The sequence below is a fragment of the Woronichinia naegeliana WA131 genome (genome assembly GCA_025370055.1).
GTDB lineage: Bacteria > Cyanobacteriota > Cyanobacteriia > Cyanobacteriales > Microcystaceae > Woronichinia > Woronichinia naegeliana.
In genome coordinates this window covers 1,843,380-1,864,999 of record CP073041.1, presented here as the reverse complement: position 1 = coordinate 1,864,999, position 21,620 = coordinate 1,843,380, and the positions used below count along the sequence as shown (strand labels likewise).

The following is a 21,620-nucleotide window of genomic DNA, read 5'->3' as shown; positions in this document are numbered from 1 at the left end:
GATATTCAGAGTCAATCAAATCTCTTTTTTAAAACCCTATAACATTTTTATTGTTTTCATTTTTAGAATCAAATACGCCTTAAAACCTCTCTCATGTTAACTCCTCCCCATCTCAGCGAGCGATATCAGAATATTCTACGAGCAACCATTCAACACTATATTGCCACGGCCGAACCCGTTGGTTCAAAAACCCTTCTAGAGGAATATAAATTTAGCATTAGTTCTGCTACAATTCGCAATGCTTTGGGTCAATTGGAAAAAGCAGGATTGCTTTATCAACCCCATATTTCTGCCGGACGAATTCCCTCGGATTGGGGCTATCGGATCTATGTGGATCAATTATTGATCGTGAATGAAAAGACTAAGAAGAAAGTAGAACAGAATTTACACTATCATCTCAAGGAAGAATCTCGTCATTTTGAAACCCTCTTACAAAGAGCGACCCAACTCTTAGCCAATTTAAGCGGTTATATTGCCCTCATTACCTTTCCTCAAACCTCCACCGTTCAACTGCGTCACCTCCAACTTTTAGCGATCGCGCCTGAACAGGTGATGATTATTCTGGTGACAGATGGTTATCAAACCCAGTCGATTTTGATGGAATTGCCCCTTTCTTTGCGTTCTCCTGAACATTTACCAGAGCAAGACCCAGAAGCTCTCGCCCAGGAATTACAGATTTTATCGAATTTCTTAAACCATAAACTCAAAGGCAAAACCCTAGGGGAATTAGCCAGTTTAAATTGGCAGGAAATTGATCAAGACTTCGTCTGTTATACTGATTTTCTCAAGACCCTGATCCAGCAAATACAACCGTTGTTGCAACCCACACAGACCATGCCCATGGCCATTCATGGTGTGTCAGAAGTGATCCGTCAACCGGAATTTTCCCATCTTGAACAGGTACAAGTTCTCTTACATCTATTAGAGCAACAACAAGATCAGTTATTTCCCCTGGTCTTCGCGCTCCCTAATCCCCATAAACATAAAGCTGTCACTGTTCGGATTGGTTCTGAAAATCCCTTAGAATCCATGCGCCCCTGTACTCTTGTTTCGGCTCTTTACCATCAAGGAGAGACACCCGTTGGCAGTGTGGGTATTATTGGCCCGACTCGAATGCTTTATGAACAATCGATTCCCTTAGTGGAGTCAACGGCAGATTATCTGTCTGAAGCCTTGGGTTAGGGCGTTAACGGCGATCGCGCCAGCATTAATATCATTCCGTAACCGACAGGTTAACTATAGCAATTTGCCCCTTGAGGCGAAAGGTTGGGAGTTCTTTGGCAAATTTTGTGAAAAGATTTGTAAACTTTTTTTAAGAAAACTTGCATTTGTCATGATAAGATGATACAAAATACCACTCAAGAGGTCAGTGTATGCCATTTACTATTGATTCAGCCCGTAGCATTTTTCCGAATACACTCTCCGCAGATTCAGTGCCAGCTACGATTGCGCGATTTTCTCAACTTAATGCCGAAGATCAACTGGCCTTAATTTGGTTCGCTTACCTCGAAATGGGACAAACGATCACGATCGCCGCCCCTGGTGCCGCCAGTATGATTTTGGCCGAAGGCACTTTGACCCAAATCAAGGAAATGTCCAGCCAAGAACAAACCCAGGTCATGTGTGACCTCGCTAACCGTGCGGATACCCCCATCTGTCGGATTTATGCCACCTGGACAGCCAATATCAAACTCGGTTTTTGGTATCGTTTAGGGGAATGGATGGAGCAAGGTATTGTGGCTCCCATACCCGAAGGCTATCAACTATCAGCGAATGCGGCAGCAGTATTACAAGCGATCCGAGGCTTAGAATCCGGTCAACAGATTACGGTGTTACGGAATGCCGTTGTCGATTTAGGCTTTGATGCTAATAAACTAGGAACCTATCAAACCGTTGCCGAGCCAGTGGTTGCTCCTACCGAAGTTTCCAAACGTCAAAAAGTCAGTATTGAAGGTATCACCAATGCAACGGTATTGAACTACATGGATAACCTCAATGCTAATGACTTTGATATCTTAATTGAGTTATTCACCTCAGATGGTGCGTTACAACCTCCCTTCCAACGTCCTATTGTGGGCAAAGAGGCCATTCTGCGATTTTTTAAAGAAGAGTGCCAAAATCTCAAACTCATTCCTGAACGGGGTGTCGTTGAACCCGCTGCCGATGGTTATACCCAAATCAAAGTCACAGGGAAAGTACAAACACCTTGGTTTGGTGCTGGTGTAGGTATGAATATGGCTTGGCGATTTCTGCTCAATCCTGAAGATAAAATCTTCTTTGTGGCGATCGATTTGTTGGCCTCTCCTAAAGAATTATTAAACCTGGCCCGTCGTTAATTATAACGGTCATCATGATCAGCCTAGAAATTGCTTTTTCCTAAATCAATCAGCTAGGACAACTATTTCCAAACCTTCTATACAAATTCGTATAGAGGGTAAATTTTATGAAAATAAAACAATCAACTTTAATCCTTTAACAAAGTGAGTGAAAACACCTGGTCAGCGATTGAAAAAACAGTAGCACAGGAGGCTTTTAAAAAAGCTTACGAACGCGAAACAAATGACTTAATTGATCAACTCTCTGAAAAGATCAAAGGCGTTGACAATATCGATGCAGTTTGGGAAATTCATGACTATTTGAGTGCCAAACGACATCAGATTGATGGTCGATACTATTTAACGATGCAGAAATATCTTGGACAAGAAAATGGGAAAGAAAATGATTACTCTGCCCTAGTTTTTCTCTTTGCCGATCTGCTTAAGGAAAAATGGTTACTCAGAGAAGATTTAAGCGGATTATCGCCTGATAAAATCTCTAAAATTTCTGCTCTTTCCTATTTGTAAGACTCATTTAAACAGTAAGCTATCGTATATATTAGATCGCCAGCGATCAATTCTGCGAGCTTTGTAACAAGGGGCTTAAGCCCCTTGCCTGTAGGCGTTTTAGACGATGAACAGTTTATTCAGGACAGTTAAAGTTTCCCCTAGGCGCAAGCCTTGCGCTCCTACTGTTTTTCGAGTTGAGAGCGTTAACCATTCTTAGAAGTAATCTAAGAGAATACCCGATTTACTTTTGTAAATTAGCCGCTCCCTCAATAACTTTTGCTGATTGGATTTTATCTCCCTGCTTAATTTGATCGACCACATCCATACCTTTCGTGACATAACCAAAAACAGCATAGTCCCCATCCAAAAAACCCAGATCATCGGATAGGGCAAAATAAAATTGGGAAGAGGCGGAATTGGGCATTTGAGAACGAGCCATGGCTACAGCGCCTCGTTTATGGTGAAGAACAACGGGAGGATTAGAAAACCCAGCCTGTTGGCCCAGGGATTGGTTATAAATTGGTGCAGTCGGTTGTTTCGGATCTTTGTCTGTTAATTTGATTTCGAGGGGAATATTGCGGGGTTTCTTTGTCGCCGAATCAATAAAACCGCCTGTCCCATTTCCCAAAGGATCGCCCCCTTGAACGACAAAGGGTTGGGGATCACGAACGACCCGATGGAACTTGAGTCCACTGTAAACTCCTCGTTCGACTAAATCTATAAAGTTGCCGGCTGTAATCGGAGCTTGGTCGCCGTCAACTTCAATATAGATGGGTTTGCCATTGACGATCATTTCTACTGTGGCTTTACCTTTTAAGCGTGGTTTATAATTTGCCAGAGTTTTATCCGCGTGGGCAGAATTGACTGGAGCAGCATTAATGGGGGATGCTTGTACGTCAGAGGAAATAGACTGGGGTTGAGAACAACCCGTTAGCCAAATTCCCACCATCAGCAACCCGGACAGGAATATTTGCCAACAAGGATTTTTCATAATTGAAATTGAAAAAAAGTTCAGGGGAATTGAGGTCTCAACGATACCAACGGGACAAAAGACATCAGCACAAAAGTATGGCGGCTAATTTAAAGACCTTCTAGGGGAACACCTAAAAAACGGGCTAATTCCGCACCTTGATTTTCTAAACTAGAGAGCGATATCGGTCGACCAACACGGGTTAAGGGAATATCTCGACGTTGTTTGACTCGTAGATACAAGGCTCGTTTCGGACTGACTCCTTCTTTTATTTCTGCTCGTACTGCTTGTACGTCGGCGATCGCGCAGGTTAATTCGATACGACGATTTTTACCCGGAAAACCCCAACGAAAGACCGTTACCTTGCCGGATTCTTGATTAAATTCGTTATAACCTCCACCCACATTCCAAAACATGGTTAACCAGAGATAGGAAGCAACGAAGGAACCAGCAATGCCATAGAAGAGGAGGGCAAAGCCCTGGGGCACAAATTGCAAATCAGTGGTATCACTAACCAGAAGGAAATTGATCTTGAAATAACTGGAAAGGCCAGCCAGAAAAAAGCCCACACCACCAAGGGTGGAGGCTGCTGCCCAAAAATAATTACTAAATCTGCGTGACCCTAGCACCTCTTGGCGAAAAACGCGATTAGCCTGAGTCATGGTCTGTCCACTCATTTGTATTTAAAATTAACACTACCGTTTTGAATTTTACCCTATTGCCGAACCTCCAACGAAAGACTATTAAGGAATGACAGCAATTCTAAATTTGAAAAATTAGGAAGAGTTAGCCAAGGGAAGGGGGTCAAATGACTCAAGCATAAAATCAAAAAGATGTTGCCAGCTATCAAAGACAAAATAGGTAAGTAGTCATGCAAAATTAATTACCTATACAGACAAGTGCTATAATAGCCTCAAGTGCTATAATAGCCTCAAGTGCTATAATAGCCTCAAGTGCTATAATAGCCTCAAGTGCTATAATAGCCTCAAGTGCTATAATAGCCTAAATCAAAAGTAACGATACCATATAAAAAATTAAAAGGGAGATGACTATGAAGTTTATTATCCTAAACACGCTAGTCCAAAACTATGCACTTTCAGTGTAAGGCTTTAGCTGCTACACATTTCTGAGGTTAGATAGGGCTTGCTGAAAAAGTCAAAAACCAAAGAAATATAAGTTAGGGAAGTATGAACTGAAAAAATAAAGATAACTTATTCGTAATTAGTCACCGCAATAAAGAAGGAAATTATTGAGAATGAGAAGCAAATGAAAAAAGTAAAGAATAATGAAGAAAGGAAAGGTGGTTAAGGGCAATTTTGTTTCCCTTGCAGCATTTTTTCGGGCTTTCTGATAGCATTCGGATATATTCGCTTTGAGGAAGGGTTTTAAGCTAGGACTGTTTTCTAAAACTAATTCGAGTTCATCTCTTTGGGTTGTTATCGTTGAAATCCAACTTTTTGTTTTCTTTTTGGGTTGATATTTATATTTTAATAGGTGCATGATTAAAACAATTAATCGGCTTTTAATTTCCCGCTTGTCATTGCTCCCCATTGATTGAATTTCCTCGATTAGGTTTTCTAGGTCTAGGTCTTGAATTTGTCCATTTTTGAGTTGGTTGACAGTTTGTTCTATCCAAAGATTAAAGTCGGTTTCATACAGAGTGGTAGTCATAGGTTATTCTCCTCATAATTTGACAGGGGATAACGGAAGATTTAGTGATTTTTGTAAACGAATAGTATGATCGCCTCTCTTGCACTTTAAAGTTTTTCAAAGAAGATCGCATTCTTCACATTCAATCAACAAGAAGATAGCGATCGCACCTTTATAAGTCCAAGCGATCGCCTTTATCGAGAAGGAATAGCCATCTGTAAGTTAGGAGAGAAATTCTCGATTTTTCGAGAAGCATTAAGAATTTCAATCCCGATGACATTACCTGCTTGATCATAGTCCAGAATAACCCCTGGGCTGATTGACTCACTTTCTTCTATGGGTACGTTATGCCAGGTAATTGTTAAAACATCAACTTCAGCATCATATTTAGCTTTCATTTAATAGCTGCCTATATTTTCTAAGTTTACTGGTTACATATAGTGTAACAATTTTTTGAGGCTCAACTAAGTCATTAATGTAAATTCTCAGAAGATAAGTTTTATTGTTGATAGCAACAAACGTACCTTGATAAACTTTGAGTCCATCTTCTTCTAAAATTTGCTCAGGATTATTGAGGATTTCCTGTAATATTTTTAAAGAGATTTGGCGTTGAATAATTTTTTCCTCGGCATGGTGACTTAAAATAAAGTTCACGGGGATTTCGGAGCATTTTGGGATAAAGTATCAGTAGAAATTATAAACGAAATAGTCACACTGACCGCACTTTCAAAAGCCAAAGCGATCGCGTCCTATGTTCTCCACAGCCCCATAAATCCGACATTATCCCCTCGCAAAAACTCAGTTACCCCTTGCCCCGTTCTTGCCAGACACTCCTTTGCCTTGGGCTTTATGGAGACTAGGGCGGCAAACCTAATTTTTTACGAAAATCGTCATCATAGATGGCCTCCTTCCAGTTAATCGCAGATTTGACTTGTTCTACGGTCAGATATTTAGCTCCTCTGAGATCGGCTCCTACGAGGTCGGCTCCACTGAGGTTGCCATCTGAGAGGTCGGCTCCTCTGAGGTCGACTGTCCAGAGGTCGGCTTCACTGAGGTTGGCTTCACTGAGGTTAGCTCTACTGAGGTCGGCTCCACTAAGGTTGACTCCACTAAGGTTGGCTCGAATGAGGAAGGCTTGTGTGAGGGGGTGCGACCTTTAGTTGATAAAAGCTGTTGTAATCAGGGTTCTACAGGGAACCCATATTGATCAAGTTTTGCCCAAAATTGACTCCATCGTTCCTTGGTCAATACCAAAGCTCGTAGGCTCAAAATAATTCCTGCTCCTTTTTCCTTCCATCGCATCCCTGAACAACATAATCGTTGTTTGACCAACGTCTTACAAGCTGCTTCCGTAACACCTGAACCAATCGGATACTTTTTCTCTAAGTATTCAGCATAATCCATTTGATGCTGATGATTCTCGTAATAAGTAATCGCCGCTTGTAGTTTCTCGGTAAGATTCTTAGAATGACTTTTTTCTTCTTTGACTTCTTTCATCAGATTTAGCAGTTCTCCTGCTTTTCCTTTTTCATGCTTGAGTTCTCGACAATTTTCAGTCAACCATTCTTTTTGTTTTGACACGGTATTCGGATGCAACGCTTCTGCCAAGGCACCTAAGTAACCAGAGGCATGATAGAAATCTAATATCTGTTCTTCCGTTTGCTTTTCTAAAAACTTCCAATTTGATTCTGCCCCGTCTGCTATCCCGACCAATGTTGCCTCTGGATAACGTTTTTTCGCTCGCTCAATTTCTCTTTCTAATCTTTCTAGAAAACTCTTTTTTCCATACTCTGGTGCCGCACCTAGATAGATTGTAGGTTGACGTTCGCCTTCACTATCGTATAGGGAAACGGTTCCCACCATTGCTTCACGGTAGCCATCCTCACACATCAGCATACAGGTTCCATCTAATCCTATTCCCACTGTTGCAATTTGGCTATCCTCCTTGGGCGGGGCATAACTCCACGCTTCTTCTTTTGCCTGTACCACACTTCCTACTGCTTCACTCAATCTTTGGATATAGGATAGCGCTACTTTTCTACCATGATTTTCTAATAAATCATTTTTCACCTCTTTGCCTGCCATCCCTGACATTTTTGAGGATACCTGTTTTGCCAATAATGGCGTTGATGTTATGATTATCCTTGCTTCTCTTTCTAAGGGGCAATACGTTTTTCCTCAAAGGTGAACGCTGATATACATGACGATTCACTATAACCTCACCATAAGGTGTTTGATATTCTTTCGGTTGCTCTCCCTTACTCTTCCAGATTTCTTCACCGATTTTTAAGGGTGAACCATCTGTATCTAAATATTTCAAGGCTTCTTTGCTGGCGATGCAACCTACTTCGTTTAAGCCTTTTTGAATATTTATTTCTGTATCCAACATTGAACGACTGAGTTCTAATGTTAGTTCTATTTTTATCTTTGAACCCTCTACATTAATTAGTTTTGCTGTCATCATTGTTTCCTCTTTGTCACTTTTCATCCCATGTTAACACTTTTCTTTTCCTTCATCAACTAAAGGTCACACCCGTGTGAGGTAGGCTTTTGAGAGGTAGGCTCGACTAAGGTTGGCTTCACTGAGGTAGGCTCGACTAAGGTTGGCTCCAATGAGGTTGGCTCCAATGAGGTCGGCTCGTGCGAGGTCAGCTCCAATGAGGTTGGCTCCAATGAGGTCGGCTCGTGCGAGGTCAGCTCCAATGAGGTTGGCTCCACTGAGATTACTAGAACTTAAATCGAGGCTCTTCTCTAGCGATTCTTGCTTAGAATTACGCCTGCCAATAACCGTCAAAGCCGATTGAATATCAATCGGGATAGGAGAGGCTACTTTTCCTTTGGGAGGTAAAGGGGAATTTTGGCGGACATAGGCAGTTAAAACCTCCATAATTGTCCAATGATCTTTAGGCGAATCCTTAGCAATCCTTTCCATGGAATAAATCCCGCCAATCCGCACAACCTCCTTGGCATTACCAATTTGCGTCACCGATGTCGAAAAACGTTCAGTAACTAACTTTTCCTGCCCTTGTTTGTAATTCAAATAAAAGCCAATGCCAGCAATAATTGTGGCAGATAACCCTAAAAAAGAAATCCAAGTTTTGACCACATCTAAGGCGAAGCCGCGACTATCCTTATCCGCAAACATCGCCCATAAATTGACGATAGAATGAATCAATGCCCTCAGCAAACGCCAGGGAAGAGTTAGCCACCACCCCAAAAAGCCAATAAAAGATTTTCCTAAATGGGTAAAGAGGAGTTTAAGCCTAAATCCTAATCTTGAGTGCCAAGACTTTAAAGAAGCGATCGCCGCTAACCAATCTCCCTCACTATCCCCATCCTTGCCCTTAGCCTTTCTTTGCCTCCAAATTTCGTAGGCTTTGGCCTTAATTAAGGCTTCAGAAATCGGTTTAGGCTGTTGAGTTGAACGTTGTCGGTTTCTCATCATCGCTTTTTAAAATCAATAGGAAGACGGCGATCGCGCCTTTTCAGAGTCTAAGCCCTTGGCCTGAAGGAGAACCCCAAATTTGCCTAAACCGGTTGGATCAATTAATTGGTGTAGAGCCTCTCGACGTTGAAAAATTTCTGGAAGCTTAAACTTGCCACTAGATAATTCTGTCAGGCGATCGCCGAGACCTAAATTCATTAAAAATAGGCCCTGTTGGGTAAAACCTAAACAATCCAAGCCGAATATTTTACCCCAATTTTCTAAGGCAGTAAAATTAACATGGGCAGTAATATCTTGTCTCCCTAAATTAACATAAGGATCAGAATGATAACGATGCTGATAATAGCACTGTAATGTTCCTTGAAAGCGTTGGGGATGGTAATATTTTTCGGCAGAATAACCATAATCAATCGTCAACACATAGCCCTGTCTTAACTTTTGCGTAACTGTTTTTAACCAATCAAAAGCCATCAAATTCACCTCGGTACGATAGCCAGAAGAATAAATATCAGCCGTTAAATCAAGTTGGTTTAAACTAAAATAAGACTCTAGCTCTAGACTGGAAAGTTCAGCAATGGTTTCCCGCAAACTTCCTTGCTCATAGGTAACGTAAATTTCCTTTAACTTGCCCTCACTTACCGTCACTAAATGGACAGGAAAAGCATCAACTAATTCATTACTAAAAAAACAACCCACTAGGCTATTATCAGCTATATTTTCCCACTCTTGCCAGTTTACTTTATCCTGAAAATTCTCCAGCTTCTTTTGCTGTAATGATTGTAAATAAAAGGATTTTTCAATAATAGTAAACTGTAAACTCTCAAAAAAATTAGGATAGTTTTTCTGGCAATAATTTAAAATATCCTGGGCTAAAATACCAGTGCCAGCCCCCATTTCCACTAAATTAAAGCGAGTTGGCTGAGCTAGGTTTAACCACATTTCTCGAAATTGTTCCGCCAATAATTCACCAAAATCTGACCCCAAACTAGAGGCGGTGAAAAAGTCTCCCGTTTTACCAATTCCCACCTGACCCGTCGCATAATAACCATAGTCTGGATCGTACAAGAGCCAATCCATATAATCCGCAAAAGTTAGCCGTTGCTGTGGAGCAGCCAATATTTTCTCAATCAGGGCTGGGGCGATCGCCGAAGTTGAAACCATGCGTTTAGGAAAGAAAAGATAAGGTCAGACTGTCTCCCCAATTTACCCCGAACTGTTCTTGAGCATTACCTCCATTGACAGCAATTTCTAGGTAATTATGACTGCCAATCAAGGCGATCGCCGTTCCCAGAGCCACTGAACTATAGGTTTTGCCTGAGATAATCATCTGTCCCGATAAATGTACTGTCCAACTTTTCCCCCTGAGCAAGTTCCCAGGCATATTGGTAATTAAATTGCCAAAATGATCAATATATTGAATAGAACCTTCTAGACCACCAGGCTGGATCTGAAATGGAGACAGGGGCAGATCAACCAGTTCTGAGCTATCGAGGGGATCTCCTAATTGCGCCAGGGCTAAGCCAAGGGATAGATGCGCTCCCACCGCCGCAAAAATATCTCGTCCATGAAAAGTCCCACTGGGTTGGGGAACTCGCCAATAGTCAGTATTCGTCAAAGAGACAGCCTCTAAACAGGGAGATTCCCGGAGAATACCACCCACTAAACCGTTATCTGGCCCAACAAAAAAGCCTTCCGCAAAGCGCACAGCAATGCCCCGTCGATGACTACCCACACCCGGATCCACCACGCCAATAAAAACGCTTTCTGGGGGAAAATAGCGATAGGCATTTAGCAGACAAAACCGACCCGCTAGGATATTTTGAGGTGGTATGTGGTGAGTGAGATCAATTATCCTTGCCTGGGGCGCAATCTGAGCAATAACCCCTTTCATGATGCCGGTGTAGCCATCCTGTAAGCCGAAATCCGTTAGCAGCACCAAGGGCCGACTTACTATCGAAGCGTGAAAATTACTTGCCACAGACGAATATTAATTTCAGTAATAAAATATACCGTTCCTGTTAAAAACCAGCCTTTTGTGTTATTGTAAAAATATAGCAATTAGGAAACAAAGATCACCTCGGAGGGTGTTTACATGAATAACAGCCGTCAGCAAACCCTAACACAAGCCGCGATCGCCCACCAAGAGACGCTACGTAAAAATTTACAACATCGTCTAGAGTCCGCTAGAAATTCGGGGAATGAAACCCTGATTCGTCAGTTGGAAGCGGAAGCTGCCTACTTGCACTTGCAATAGATTTTTGATTTGTTGTTGAATCGTTGTTGCTTTGAACAAGCAGAGGGGGAGTTAGACAAAGAAGCTCCCTTTTTTCCTGGCATTTTCTCAACTTACCAGGAAAGCAAAAATAAATGCTATGATAAGAAATTGTGTCGAATTCAAGCAGTCCTATGCCTAAACTGAAGACCCGCAAAGCTGCCGCTAAACGTTTTCGTCCTACTGGCAGTGGGAAAAAAATTGTTCGTCGGAAAGCCTTTAAGAACCATTTACTAGAACATAAGAGTTCTGAACAAAAGCACCGTCGTTTATCCCAGACAGCCCTCGTTCATGAAGCAGATGAAGCAAATGTTCGCCTCATGCTTCCTTATTTGTAAGAATCCCATCCATTCATTGAAACCATAGAAGATTTACTATGACTAGAGTCAAACGGGGTAATGTTGCCCGCAAACGCCGTAAAAAAATTCTCAAATTAGCTAAGGGGTTTAGAGGTTCTCATTCTAAGCTCTTCCGTACTGCTAACCAACAGGTGATGAAGGCTCTTCGCAATGCCTACCGCGATCGCCGCAAACGCAAACGGGATTTTCGTCGCCTGTGGATTACTCGGATCAATGCTGCTTCTAGAGCCGAGGGCATGAGCTACAGCAAACTGACAGGGCAATTGAAAAAAGCCAATATCGAGTTAAACCGTAAGATGTTAGCTCAATTAGCGATTTTAGATCCCCAAGCTTTCAGTGAAGTGGCCAAAATAGCCGCCCAAGCCTAAAATCATTAATCATTAAGGGACAACGTTGAAATCATTAAAAATCATTAAGGGACAACGTTGATCGAATTCTTTTCCAGTAACTTTGCGCTTCAAAATAATTAATCTCAGATAGCAAAAAACTCCAGTATCTTAGACGGTATCTGACATCAACTAAGTACTAGAGTTTTTTTATGCCTGACCAAGTATGCGTTGGTCGAAAATCCGGTGACTGCAACAGCAGTATTCGCAGGATTAGTGATGGAACCGGAAACGATTAAAACGATTTTAAGGAGTGACATGATGAAAGAATCAGCTTTCTATCAGGAAATTTTACAAGAGGGTCGTCAGGAAGGTCTTCAGAAAGGTCTTCAGCAAGGTAAGCTTAAAACAATCCCTCTACTTAAAAAATTAGGGTTATCGATCGCGGAAATTGCTGAAGAATTAGATATTGATATTGCTTTGGTCAATCAGTTTGTGGCTAATCAGAACAATTAAAACTTGGATCGTATTTACTAGTGATCGCTGTTTTCTTTTTGCAAAGTAAGGGGCGATCACGCTATAATCGGAGTGACTTCCCGTTAGTTGTTATTTGCAAAATTTATCTTATTATAAATATCTGCAATCTCTACCTCAACTTGTAAAGATTTTAAAGTGATTATAGTAGGAGTTTCAAAAGCTTTAAAAAACCAGTTATCATCTTTTTTGTGAAACTGCTCAATATAACATCTTTCCTGAGAAATTAATAAATATTCCTGAAAACTAGGAATTGTTCGATAAGCAGCAAATTTACCTTCTCGATCATAATTAGCAGTAGAAGCAGACAAAACTTCGGTAATCAAAACAGGATTAACTAAAGTATCTTTACGTCCTTCTTGATAACTAAGCGGTTCAGATGTCACCATGATGTCGGGATAAGTAGCCATTTGTCGCTCAGGTATCCATAAACGCTGATCAGTAACAAAAACAGCATAAGATTGATTTTTGAGCTTGGTATATAAGGCGACTAATAAATTAGCAATAATGCGATTATGAGTTGGTGTTCCTCCTGTCATAGCCATAATTTTTCCATCAAGATATTCATGGCGAGTTTGGGATTGTATTTCTTGCTCAAAATATTCCCTAAGGGTGTATTTTTTGGTGAGAGTGATCATTAGTGGCTTTCCTGGTAATCTACTTGTGGTTGTTTTGTGAAGCGGATTTGCCTATCCTGATAAATGCTTTCGATGGTTTTTAGCATAAGTTGCTGTTTGCTTGGTTTTCTCTTTAATTCTATCATCTAGTTTTAAGGGGCTGGCTTTGTCATTCATACTGGCTAAAACGCTTTGTGACACAATATCATGCTATTGTTCAGGTTATTTCCTAAATTTGGTTTGACAGAATTTGACAAGACTTGGCGATCGCTGTTTGTTGTGGGTAAATGCGATCGCATACATAAAATTAAATTTATACACAAAATTAATCGTCAAAATGGGGATTGAGTTTGATCAGTTGTTGATCAAATTGATGTTTAAGATCGTTTATATCAGCATAAATAGTTTGGAAGTGACCTAACTCCTTAAGTTTTTCTCTGAAGTTTAATAAACTCAAAATTTCAGAGGTAATTTTACTCATGTTAATGGGAGTATCTTTAAAATAAGTATAGATAAAAGGTTTGTTATTTTCCTTGAAGGTGGCAAAGGCTGTGGAAAATTCTTCTTCGGTATATTTGCCGACTTTTGTATGAAATAAACTGACGAAAATATCACATTCAGCAATGGCTTTGTTGTATTCATCCTGTAGGCGGGTGACTGACATCGCATCCAGAAAATCTTCCCAGAGGACTAACTCTAAAAAGATTTCTTTTTTGATATATTCTTTATTTTTGCGGTTAATAAAGATTTCAAACTGTTCTCTGTCGTCTTTCAATTCGGCTGAGGAGGCTAAAAAGATGCGGATAGTTTTCATGGTTTTCTTGGGAGGTACTGAGGAAATATGGGGGGAATGATTGACAGAAGCTTCTTCTTTCGGTGGCTTGAGATCGAAGCCTTCTAATAAGAGTCGGATAGAAACATCTTCTTCGCTTATTTCACATTCAATTGTATTTCTTTTTCCGCTTTCTTGACGTTTTTTCAGCACGGAATATTTAAAAAAGTGGGGTTCAGATTCAAGTTGACAAATGCTACATTTGCAGGGAACCATTTTTTCATATTTTAAGCTGTAGTAGGATTGACTAATGGTATCCAATTCATCGGTAATAATTGCCCGCAGTTCTGCGATACTTTTACCCGATAATCGAATATAAATACGTCGTTCAAACAGGTTTTCAATGATTTCAGCACGACTATTTCCCCGTTTGAGAATAACGCCATTACGCCAGACCCAATCGTGATTTTCTATGTAGCGATAGAGATTAACAATGAATTGCCACAAAATTCCTTTTGGCATAAAAAAGTCGTAACGAAATTGCATTAAACTGTTGTTGCTTTCCTCCCAATTATAGTCAGGGGTATTGTCGGGGAGCATTTGGGGAGCGACGAGATTTTCGGTATTTTTAATTTGATAAACGAGATGAAAATTTTTCATTAATTCTATCAGGACATCGTGCATATACTGATATTGTTTTTCTTGCCATAGCTCAATGCAATCTGTGCGAGTAAAACGACCTACTTTGGCTTTAATTTCATCATTATCAAATAAGCGATAAATGGCATTAGTTGCCCAGGCGGGTTTCAAAATAACGCGGTCTTTTAAGAAAGAGCTATCCGCAAAATTTAGCACAATGCCTAAGTCGTGAAAATAGCCGAGCAAGGTATCAATATCCTGATCCGCCGTGATCTCTAGCTGATGACATATTTGATCGAAGTCTTGCCGATAGATGTGGTTACGCTCATCGGTTTCTACGGCTTGTTTGACATCTACCCAATGGGCAGGAACAGGTTCGCCAATGTGGGGTAAATGGGCGGCATGATGTTCTATTTGATTAATCAACTCATGGATTTTTTTGAGGCGTATTTGGCGTTTATTTGGGTCAGTTTCTTCAGCAGTTTTAAAGTTGAGTTTAACCACTTCTTTGATGCTTTCAGGATAGCGACTTCTCATTTCGGACTGATTAATATTGCGCTGTACGTCGTCTTTTTCATTGAGCAGAATAATAATAGGACTTTTCCCCGCAAATAGTTCAATAATATTGAGCCAATAGTTAAAATCGGTGTTATCTTTACGGTTGTCGGCAACCAACACATACAAGGAGCGTCTGGAAAGGAAAAAACGGTGGGTGGCGTGGTACATTTCCTGACCACCAAAGTCCCAAACATTAAGTTGAAATTCTCGATTTTCGGAGCTATCTTTTGCTCTGGTGGTGAAGAGATGGGGATGAATCGTAATGCCCCTGGTGCGATCGTCTATGTGGGGTAGAGGACAATCGGGATCAGCAATTTTGTGGGCGAGGGTGGTTTTGCCTGCTTCTCCTTCACCGACAATTAGCATTTTCGCGGCATAAAGGTAATCTTCGCCCTGGGCTGCGATCTGGTCATAGTAATTGCGGATCGCTTCATTGCCTTGTCGAACGATTTGTATTGGTGGATTTTCAATCGGGTTATCGCAGAGATTAATACATCCATTAGCAAATCCATCATCTATCTCTATTTCTAATCCTTTTTCCGTCAACCAACGGGGAATTTCTGGGATTTGATTATTTCTTAAATCAAGGGAAGTGAGTCTTGTCAGTTCTTTTAGAAAAGATACATCTGTTAATTCATTACCGCCTAAACGAAGGAAAGTGAGTACTGTCAGGTCTTTTAGAAAAGATACATCTGTTAATTCATTATTCCATAAAACAAGAGAAGTGAGTGCTGTCAGTTCTTTTAGAAAAGATACATCTGTTAATTGGTTAAAACTTAAATCAAGGGAAGTGAGTGCTGTCAGTTCTTTTAGAAAAGATACATCTGTTAATCGATTAAAACCTAAATTAAGGGAAGTGAGTGCTGTCAGTTCTTTTAGAAAAGATACCTCTGTTAATTCATTACTGCTTAAATCAAGGGAAGTGAGTCCTATTAATTCTTTTAGAAAAGATACATCTGTTAATTCATTACTGTTTAAATCAAGGGAAGTGAGTCTTGTCAGTTCTTTTAGAAAAGATACATCTGTTAATTCATTACTGCTTAAATCAAGGGAAGTGAGTGCTGTCAGTTCTTTTAGAAAAGAGAAATCTGTTAATTCATTACGGATTAATCCCAATACTTTTAGGTATTTTATTTCCTTTAAAAACAAGTAATTTTCTAGTTGAATCTTTATTAAATATAAATAAGCTAGTTGCTCAAATTCAGATAACGTAATTAGTCACAGCAATAAGTGGGGCTTAATTCTCATTAAGCCCCAAAAATACTAGAGAGGAAGAAAGTCATCAATGGAAGGAGGAGAAAGACCAGAGGAAGATAAAATAAGAGATAACTGTTCGACCGCACTTTTACCTTGAAGTCTCATGGTTTCAAGAAAACTAAACATCATGGCAACAAGTTGTCCGCCCCAATGACTTCTAGCACCGCCACTAACCTTACGATGAATAACAACAGGACGCAAGGCTCTCTCGGCATCATTGTTATCAGGTTTAACTTCAGGAAAAGTAAGAAAAGTAAACCAATCATGCCAATAACGTCGAAAGCGATTAGATAACAATTGGGAATCACTTGCCCATCCCGTGGGCGGCGGATTATCCAGAACCTCTTGAAGTTGAGCTTCAACTAGGGGTCGCTGTTGTTGTAAAGCTTCTAAGCTCAGTTTGCCTTGATGATAATCTCGATGGGATTGACGAGCTTGCTCTAGAAGGGTGCGACCTTTAGTTGATAAAAGCTGTTGTAATCAGGGTTCTACAGGGAACCCATATTGATCAAGTTTTGCCCAAAATTGACTCCATCGTTCCTTGGTCAATACCAAAGCTCGTAGGCTCAAAATAATTCCTGCTCCTTTTTCCTTCCATCGCATCCCTGAACAACATAATCGTTGTTTGACCAACGTCTTACAAGCTGCTTCCGTAACACCTGAACCAATCGGATACTTTTTCTCTATGTATTCAGCATAATCCATTTGATGCTGATGATTCTCGTAATAAGTAATCGCCGCTTGTAGTTTCTCGGTAAGATTCTTAGAATGACTTTTTTCTTCTTTGACTTCTTTCATCAGATTTAGCAGTTCTCCTGCTTTTCCTTTTTCATGCTTGAGTTCTCGACAATTTTCAGTCAACCATTCTTTTTGTTTTGACACGGTATTCGGATGCAACGCTTCTGCCAAGGCACCTAAGTAACCAGAGGCATGATAGAAATCTAATATCTGTTCTTCCGTTTGCTTTTCTAAAAACTTCCAATTTGATTCTGCCCCGTCTGCTATCCCGACCAATGTTGCCTCTGGATAACGGTTTTTCGCTCGCTCAATTTCTCTTTCTAATCTTTCTAGAAAACTCTTTTTTCCATACTCTGGTGCCGCACCTAGATAGATTGTATGTTGACGTTCGCCTTCACTATCGTATAGGGAAACGGTTCCCACCATTGCTTCACGGTAGCCATCCTCACACATCAGCATACAGGTTCCATCTAATCCTATTCCCACTGTTGCAATTTGGCTATCCTCCTTGGGCGGGGCATAACTCCACGCTTCTTCTTTTGCCTGTACCACACTTCCTACTGCTTCACTCAATCTTTGGATATAGGATAGCGCTACTTTTCTACCATGATTTTCTAATAAATCATTTTTCACCTCTTTGCCTGCCATCCCTGACATTTTTGAGGATACCTGTTTTGCCAATAATGGCGTTGATGTTATGATTATCCTTGCTTCTCTTTCTAAGGGGCAATACGTTTTTCCTCAAAGGTGAACGCTGATATACATGACGATTCACTATAACCTCACCATAAGGTGTTTGATATTCTTTCGGTTGCTCTCCCTTACTCTTCCAGATTTCTTCACCGATTTTTAAGGGTGAACCATCTGTATCTAAATATTTCAAGGCTTCTTTGCTGGCGATGCAACCTACTTCGTTTAAGCCTTTTTGAATATTTATTTCTGTATCCAACATTGAACGACTGAGTTCTAATGTTAGTTCTATTTTTATCTTTGAACCCTCTACATTAATTAGTTTTGCTGTCATCATTGTTTCCTCTTTGTCACTTTTCATCCCATGTTAACACTTTTCTTTTCCTTCATCAACTAAAGGTCACACCCCTCTAGAATAGGAAAAACTCTCTGAGCAAAAAGTTTATTTTCAGAAAAGTGGGAAGTTTCCAAGGCCTTCAATTCCCGCCCAATATGAGCCAGACATTTCTGTTTATGCTGGGCATTTTGGCGATGGTAAGCCCCCCAACAGTCCGTACTGAGAAGCCCATGAAAATCTTTACCTAATAGGGAATGAACCTCATCGGAACTCCGGCTGGGAGCCAGAAACAAAACACAAACAGAGGAGGAAGTAGCCACCCACATCCAATAGTTAACCCCATTGACGCGATAGCTGGTTTCGTCCACACAACGGACTCCAGGCTCCTGTATGTAAGTCCACCACTGTTCATAACTAGGATACAAGCTTTCGCAAAACCATCGGTGCATTTTAGCTAAACTCCCTTGAGACAGAGGAATGCCAAAGACCGTTTCTACCAAGTATCGTTGTTTTAGCCAAGTCAAATTTCCCCCATATCCCAGCCATCCCACTAAGCTGGATAAGGTTGCACCGTAGCTAAAATCTTCACGACATCCCAAAGGAAGTGGGGCATAACCTTCCCAATCACATTTTGAGCATTGATACTTTTCCCTAACATATTCCCTTACCTCTACTGGTTTACTGACTAATTCAGCTATTTGATTTTTTTTGATGATAGTCTCCTTTTGCTTTTCCACTGACGCACCACATTTTGGGCATTTTTCCATCCTTAAATCTACTATTTCATCTACCCGACCAAACCCGTTTCTGGTTTTACCCACATGGTCGTACTTTGGACCTCTTTTTTTTCCTTTTTGACCGAAGGTTTTGGCGACTTTCTTTTTGTAACCGTCACTGCTTGGGGGCTGAGAGCTATTTTCACTCGTTCTTTGGTTAAGCTTTTTCAGCTTTTCTTTCAACTTTTCTATCTCTTTCTTTAACTCTACCAATTCTTTTCTCAGCTTTTCGTTCTCTTCTTTTTCTTTCTGATAATCTTCATACCAATCTTTTGCCACTTCTTTTTGCCGTGGCATTTTCACTTCTTCTTGGTTTAAGTCTGGAACTGGGTCTAGTTTTTTCATAGTCTCCCTATTCTAACCTATCTCTTTAACCGCCTTTCCTTTCTTCATTATTCTTTACTTTTTTCATTTGCTTCTCATTCTCAATAATTTCCTTCTTTATTGCGGTGACTAATTACCAGATAACGAAAAGCCTGACAATTTATTTCCATCAATCTCTCGTAAAGACAAGCCTATCACTTCTCCTTTATCCGAGAGCGCGTAGGCATTCTCATTCACAAAATTCGACTGATTTTCTAAATCAAGCTTAAATCGTTCTTCATCAACTTGTTTCAGTGTTGTGCCGATCGCCTTTTCAAGTTTGCGTAGGAGTTCAAGGTCAGACATGATGAGAGTTGTGGGTTAATGTTTAAAATATTACTTTCAGATAGCTTAATTTAGTCAATACCAAAAATCTTTGTATCCCGAAGTCGTAGAGAAGCTCCAAAACTTAGCAGATTGTAATAGACTTCTTGCATAATAGCGTTTGATCCCCCTAAATCCCCCTTAAAAAGGGGGACTTTCTTGAATTTGCAAGAGGTCTAACTTAAGCAAGTGTAACGCATTTTCCCCCGCGATCGCCACTCACAGACAACAAAAATCGAAACCGCGATCGCAACTTAAAGAATTAGAACGCGATCGCAACTTAAAGATTTAGAACGCGATCGCCACAGACGACGAAAATCGAAAACGCGATCATAACTTAAAAACTTAGAACGCGATCGCTCATTAATTTTGAGTAGTCAAAAAGTGTTTCAGAGGAAAGAACCGAGAACAGCTAGTTTGAGTTATAATAGACACAACTTATCAAAAAATATTCAGTAATGAAATTACCGAATGGAGACAAAGCTAATTTAGGTAATAAGATAGAAAATTATTGTCTAAATTTTAATCACGATGTCGGTAAAAATAAAGCGATTCTCTTTAAAAAGAAACTAGATATTACTTTAAATAATGCCGATATTCTTAAAAGAGCCATTAAGCAAGCGGCTATTACAGAGTCAGTTATTCTTCGTAAGGTAAATGAGCATAATCAACATTACAATATGAAATTTATGCTCATAACTGATGCGGGAGAATCTCTTATTCTAGTTGCTTGGACAATTCGTTTTGATGAAGATTTTCCTCGATTAACTAATTGCTATCTGTAAATAAATGAGGTATTACTATGAATCAACTAAAAGATTTAGATGTTATCGCTCTTACGGAAGATATGTCTGCAACCCATTTTGAAACAGGAGAACCGATAACTCTCTATAAGGGTCAGGTCGGCACTATTGTGATGGTTTATGACGATCAAGCTTTTGAAGTTGAGTTTGCTAATAATGATGGCACAACCTATGCAATGGAAACACTGCTGCCCAGTCAATTAATGCAATTACATTATCAATTATTAGAAATGGCTGCCTAGTTTTTATTAAAAATAATTAGAATGCGATCGCTTTTTAAGTTCTAAAAATGGAAGGCGATCGCCCTATTCCCCAATCCTCAACCCTAACCAATTATCCAAATCCGCAAGCTCACCAAAATCTAATAGAGCTTCCCCCAAATCATCCAACTGCTCCAGCGTCAAACTATTAATAACTTGAACACGGCGATCGCTAATCTTCCCAAACCGCCGAGATAACTGACGAATTAACAAATGAATCTCTCCCTCTTGGCGACCCTCTTGAAGACCTTCCTGACGGCCCTCCTGACGACCTTCTTGTTTAGCCTCTTGATAGACCCGTGTTTGCTTAATATCACTCAATAAAAACATCGATTGAATCTCCTCGCGGCTTAATTGGGCAAATTTGGAAACTAAAACCGTCTCCAATAAATCTATAATATCGTGGGTCACTAAAGGATCAACAATTTCTGTCTTGGCTCTTTGTAATAATTGTTGAACTAAAACAGGAGCTTGGGATTCTTGAGCTAGGATTAACTGAATCAATCCGACTCCAATGGAATCCGATCGCACCTCATCCAAATAGATAGGAATAATTCGACCACTATTCATCAAGTCCTGTTGGTAAAGAGTCAAAGATGTCACCTCAAAATGACGTTGGGCAAAAAGAGCGACAGCTTTCCAATCCTGAACAGGTTTATACTGATTCAAATAGAGATTAATTTCAGCAATAAACTCCCAATAAAAATCAGACTTATTTTGAAATTGTACCTCAACAAAATAGATGGGCTTATCTTCTCGGTCTGGTATAAAAATCCCGTCAAAACGGAAAGCCTTTTCCTTAATCTCCCTAGAAGTAAACTGATAATATTCAGCATTGGCGATCGGCTCTCCTAATAGTTCAAACAGAAGAGGCTTAAATGTTAAGAATAATTGATAAAAGATCGTGTCAGTACGCATAGTCTTACAGAAGAGCCGATTACAAAAAGGCAATCAACACTACATTATACCTTTTCTAAGATTTGGTTCTATTATTTGTTGAAAAGCTTGAGCGATGATTTGCGATCAGATTTTTTTTGTAAAGCCGCGATGATTACTTTAACTTATTTGCATAAATTATGGCCTTGTTCTTATGGGTGAAGGCTTA

22 protein-coding genes and 4 pseudogenes are annotated in these 21,620 nt (G+C 40.2%); 9 read left to right on the top strand and 17 right to left on the bottom strand.

Annotation, left to right across the window (positions count from 1 at the left end; translation table 11 throughout):
* Positions 1 to 93 precede the first annotated feature (93 nt).
* The 3 genes from hrcA (at position 94) to KA717_09590 (ending at position 2,843) form a co-directional block, all read left to right on the top strand.
* A complete protein-coding gene (gene hrcA, locus KA717_09600; protein UXE62919.1) occupies positions 94 to 1,182 on the top strand; it encodes a heat-inducible transcriptional repressor HrcA in 1,089 nt (362 codons plus the stop codon).
* Positions 1,183 to 1,373: 191 nt separating this feature from the next.
* A complete protein-coding gene (locus KA717_09595; protein UXE62918.1) occupies positions 1,374 to 2,336 on the top strand; it encodes an orange carotenoid-binding protein in 963 nt (320 codons plus the stop codon).
* 144 nt (positions 2,337 to 2,480) lie between these two features.
* On the top strand, positions 2,481 to 2,843 hold the full coding sequence (locus KA717_09590; protein ID UXE62917.1) for a hypothetical protein: 363 nt from the start codon (positions 2,481 to 2,483) through the stop codon (positions 2,841 to 2,843).
* Positions 2,844 to 3,066: 223 nt separating this feature from the next.
* Here KA717_09590 and KA717_09585 read toward each other — a convergent pair whose 3' ends face one another.
* The 10 genes and pseudogenes from KA717_09585 to KA717_09540 form a co-directional block, all read right to left on the bottom strand.
* Positions 3,067 to 3,816 (bottom strand): peptidylprolyl isomerase, encoded by a 750-nt coding sequence (locus tag KA717_09585; protein UXE62916.1) that lies wholly within the window; start codon positions 3,814 to 3,816, stop codon positions 3,067 to 3,069.
* Positions 3,817 to 3,905: 89 nt separating this feature from the next.
* Entirely contained in the window at positions 3,906 to 4,472 is a 567-nt protein-coding gene (locus tag KA717_09580) for a photosystem I assembly protein Ycf4 (protein UXE62915.1), read from the bottom strand.
* 544 nt (positions 4,473 to 5,016) lie between these two features.
* Positions 5,017 to 5,466: a DUF29 domain-containing protein gene (locus KA717_09575; GenBank protein ID UXE62914.1), complete on the bottom strand. Its 450-nt coding sequence runs from the start codon at positions 5,464 to 5,466 to the stop codon at positions 5,017 to 5,019.
* A gap of 173 nt (positions 5,467 to 5,639) precedes the next feature.
* Positions 5,640 to 5,843 (bottom strand): DUF2283 domain-containing protein, encoded by a 204-nt coding sequence (locus tag KA717_09570; GenBank protein UXE62913.1) that lies wholly within the window; start codon positions 5,841 to 5,843, stop codon positions 5,640 to 5,642.
* A complete protein-coding gene (locus KA717_09565; protein UXE62912.1) occupies positions 5,833 to 6,099 on the bottom strand; it encodes a DUF4258 domain-containing protein in 267 nt (88 codons plus the stop codon). Before KA717_09565 ends, KA717_09570 begins: the two co-directional genes overlap by 11 nt.
* A 202-nt stretch (positions 6,100 to 6,301) precedes the next feature.
* Positions 6,302 to 6,571, bottom strand: coding sequence for a pentapeptide repeat-containing protein (locus KA717_09560; GenBank protein UXE64608.1), 270 nt, complete (start codon positions 6,569 to 6,571; stop codon positions 6,302 to 6,304).
* A 53-nt stretch (positions 6,572 to 6,624) separates the two neighbouring features.
* Positions 6,625 to 7,906: pseudogene (locus KA717_09555) on the bottom strand (ISKra4 family transposase).
* 66 nt (positions 7,907 to 7,972) lie between these two features.
* On the bottom strand, positions 7,973 to 8,887 hold the full coding sequence (locus tag KA717_09550; protein ID UXE62911.1) for a pentapeptide repeat-containing protein: 915 nt from the start codon (positions 8,885 to 8,887) through the stop codon (positions 7,973 to 7,975).
* A 15-nt stretch (positions 8,888 to 8,902) separates the two neighbouring features.
* Positions 8,903 to 10,051, bottom strand: coding sequence for a class I SAM-dependent methyltransferase (locus KA717_09545; GenBank protein UXE62910.1), 1,149 nt, complete (start codon positions 10,049 to 10,051; stop codon positions 8,903 to 8,905).
* A gap of 4 nt (positions 10,052 to 10,055) precedes the next feature.
* A complete protein-coding gene (locus KA717_09540; GenBank protein UXE62909.1) occupies positions 10,056 to 10,868 on the bottom strand; it encodes an SAM-dependent chlorinase/fluorinase in 813 nt (270 codons plus the stop codon).
* Between the two features lie 114 nt (positions 10,869 to 10,982).
* Here KA717_09540 and KA717_09535 point away from each other — a divergent pair, with 114 nt between their 5' ends.
* From KA717_09535 to KA717_09520, 4 genes are all read left to right on the top strand, one after another.
* Positions 10,983 to 11,144, top strand: coding sequence for a hypothetical protein (locus KA717_09535; GenBank protein UXE62908.1), 162 nt, complete (start codon positions 10,983 to 10,985; stop codon positions 11,142 to 11,144).
* Between the two features lie 152 nt (positions 11,145 to 11,296).
* Complete coding sequence (gene rpmI / locus KA717_09530) at positions 11,297 to 11,500, top strand: 50S ribosomal protein L35 (protein UXE62907.1); 204 nt, start codon at positions 11,297 to 11,299, stop codon at positions 11,498 to 11,500.
* Between the two features lie 38 nt (positions 11,501 to 11,538).
* Positions 11,539 to 11,889, top strand: a complete 351-nt coding sequence (rplT, locus tag KA717_09525; protein ID UXE62906.1) for a 50S ribosomal protein L20 — start codon at positions 11,539 to 11,541, stop codon at positions 11,887 to 11,889.
* Positions 11,890 to 12,093: 204 nt separating this feature from the next.
* Positions 12,094 to 12,363, top strand: coding sequence for an Rpn family recombination-promoting nuclease/putative transposase (locus tag KA717_09520; protein ID UXE62905.1), 270 nt, complete (start codon positions 12,094 to 12,096; stop codon positions 12,361 to 12,363).
* Positions 12,364 to 12,446: 83 nt separating this feature from the next.
* Here the strand turns inward: KA717_09520 and KA717_09515 are convergent, their stop codons facing one another.
* The 6 genes and pseudogenes from KA717_09515 to KA717_09490 all read right to left on the bottom strand — a co-directional run bounded on the left by KA717_09515 (position 12,447) and on the right by KA717_09490 (position 19,434).
* Complete coding sequence (locus KA717_09515) at positions 12,447 to 13,019, bottom strand: Uma2 family endonuclease (GenBank protein ID UXE62904.1); 573 nt, start codon at positions 13,017 to 13,019, stop codon at positions 12,447 to 12,449.
* Positions 13,020 to 13,323: 304 nt separating this feature from the next.
* Entirely contained in the window at positions 13,324 to 16,083 is a 2,760-nt protein-coding gene (locus KA717_09510) for a leucine-rich repeat domain-containing protein (protein UXE62903.1), read from the bottom strand.
* Positions 16,084 to 16,230: 147 nt separating this feature from the next.
* Positions 16,231 to 16,689 (bottom strand): annotated as a pseudogene (locus tag KA717_09505) (transposase).
* Between the two features lie 15 nt (positions 16,690 to 16,704).
* Positions 16,705 to 17,986 (bottom strand): annotated as a pseudogene (locus KA717_09500) (ISKra4 family transposase).
* Between the two features lie 89 nt (positions 17,987 to 18,075).
* Positions 18,076 to 19,038 (bottom strand): annotated as a pseudogene (locus KA717_09495) (IS66 family transposase).
* 180 nt (positions 19,039 to 19,218) lie between these two features.
* Positions 19,219 to 19,434, bottom strand: coding sequence for a hypothetical protein (locus KA717_09490; protein UXE62902.1), 216 nt, complete (start codon positions 19,432 to 19,434; stop codon positions 19,219 to 19,221).
* A gap of 476 nt (positions 19,435 to 19,910) precedes the next feature.
* On the opposite strand from KA717_09490, the gene KA717_09485 reads away from it, so the two are divergent.
* Together KA717_09485 and KA717_09480 are read left to right on the top strand one after the other, a co-directional pair.
* Positions 19,911 to 20,237: a hypothetical protein gene (locus KA717_09485; GenBank protein ID UXE62901.1), complete on the top strand. Its 327-nt coding sequence runs from the start codon at positions 19,911 to 19,913 to the stop codon at positions 20,235 to 20,237.
* A 17-nt stretch (positions 20,238 to 20,254) separates the two neighbouring features.
* On the top strand, positions 20,255 to 20,497 hold the full coding sequence (locus tag KA717_09480; GenBank protein ID UXE62900.1) for a DUF4926 domain-containing protein: 243 nt from the start codon (positions 20,255 to 20,257) through the stop codon (positions 20,495 to 20,497).
* A gap of 63 nt (positions 20,498 to 20,560) precedes the next feature.
* Here the strand turns inward: KA717_09480 and KA717_09475 are convergent, their stop codons facing one another.
* A complete protein-coding gene (locus tag KA717_09475; protein UXE62899.1) occupies positions 20,561 to 21,433 on the bottom strand; it encodes an Rpn family recombination-promoting nuclease/putative transposase in 873 nt (290 codons plus the stop codon).
* Positions 21,434 to 21,620: the final 187 nt, after the last annotated feature.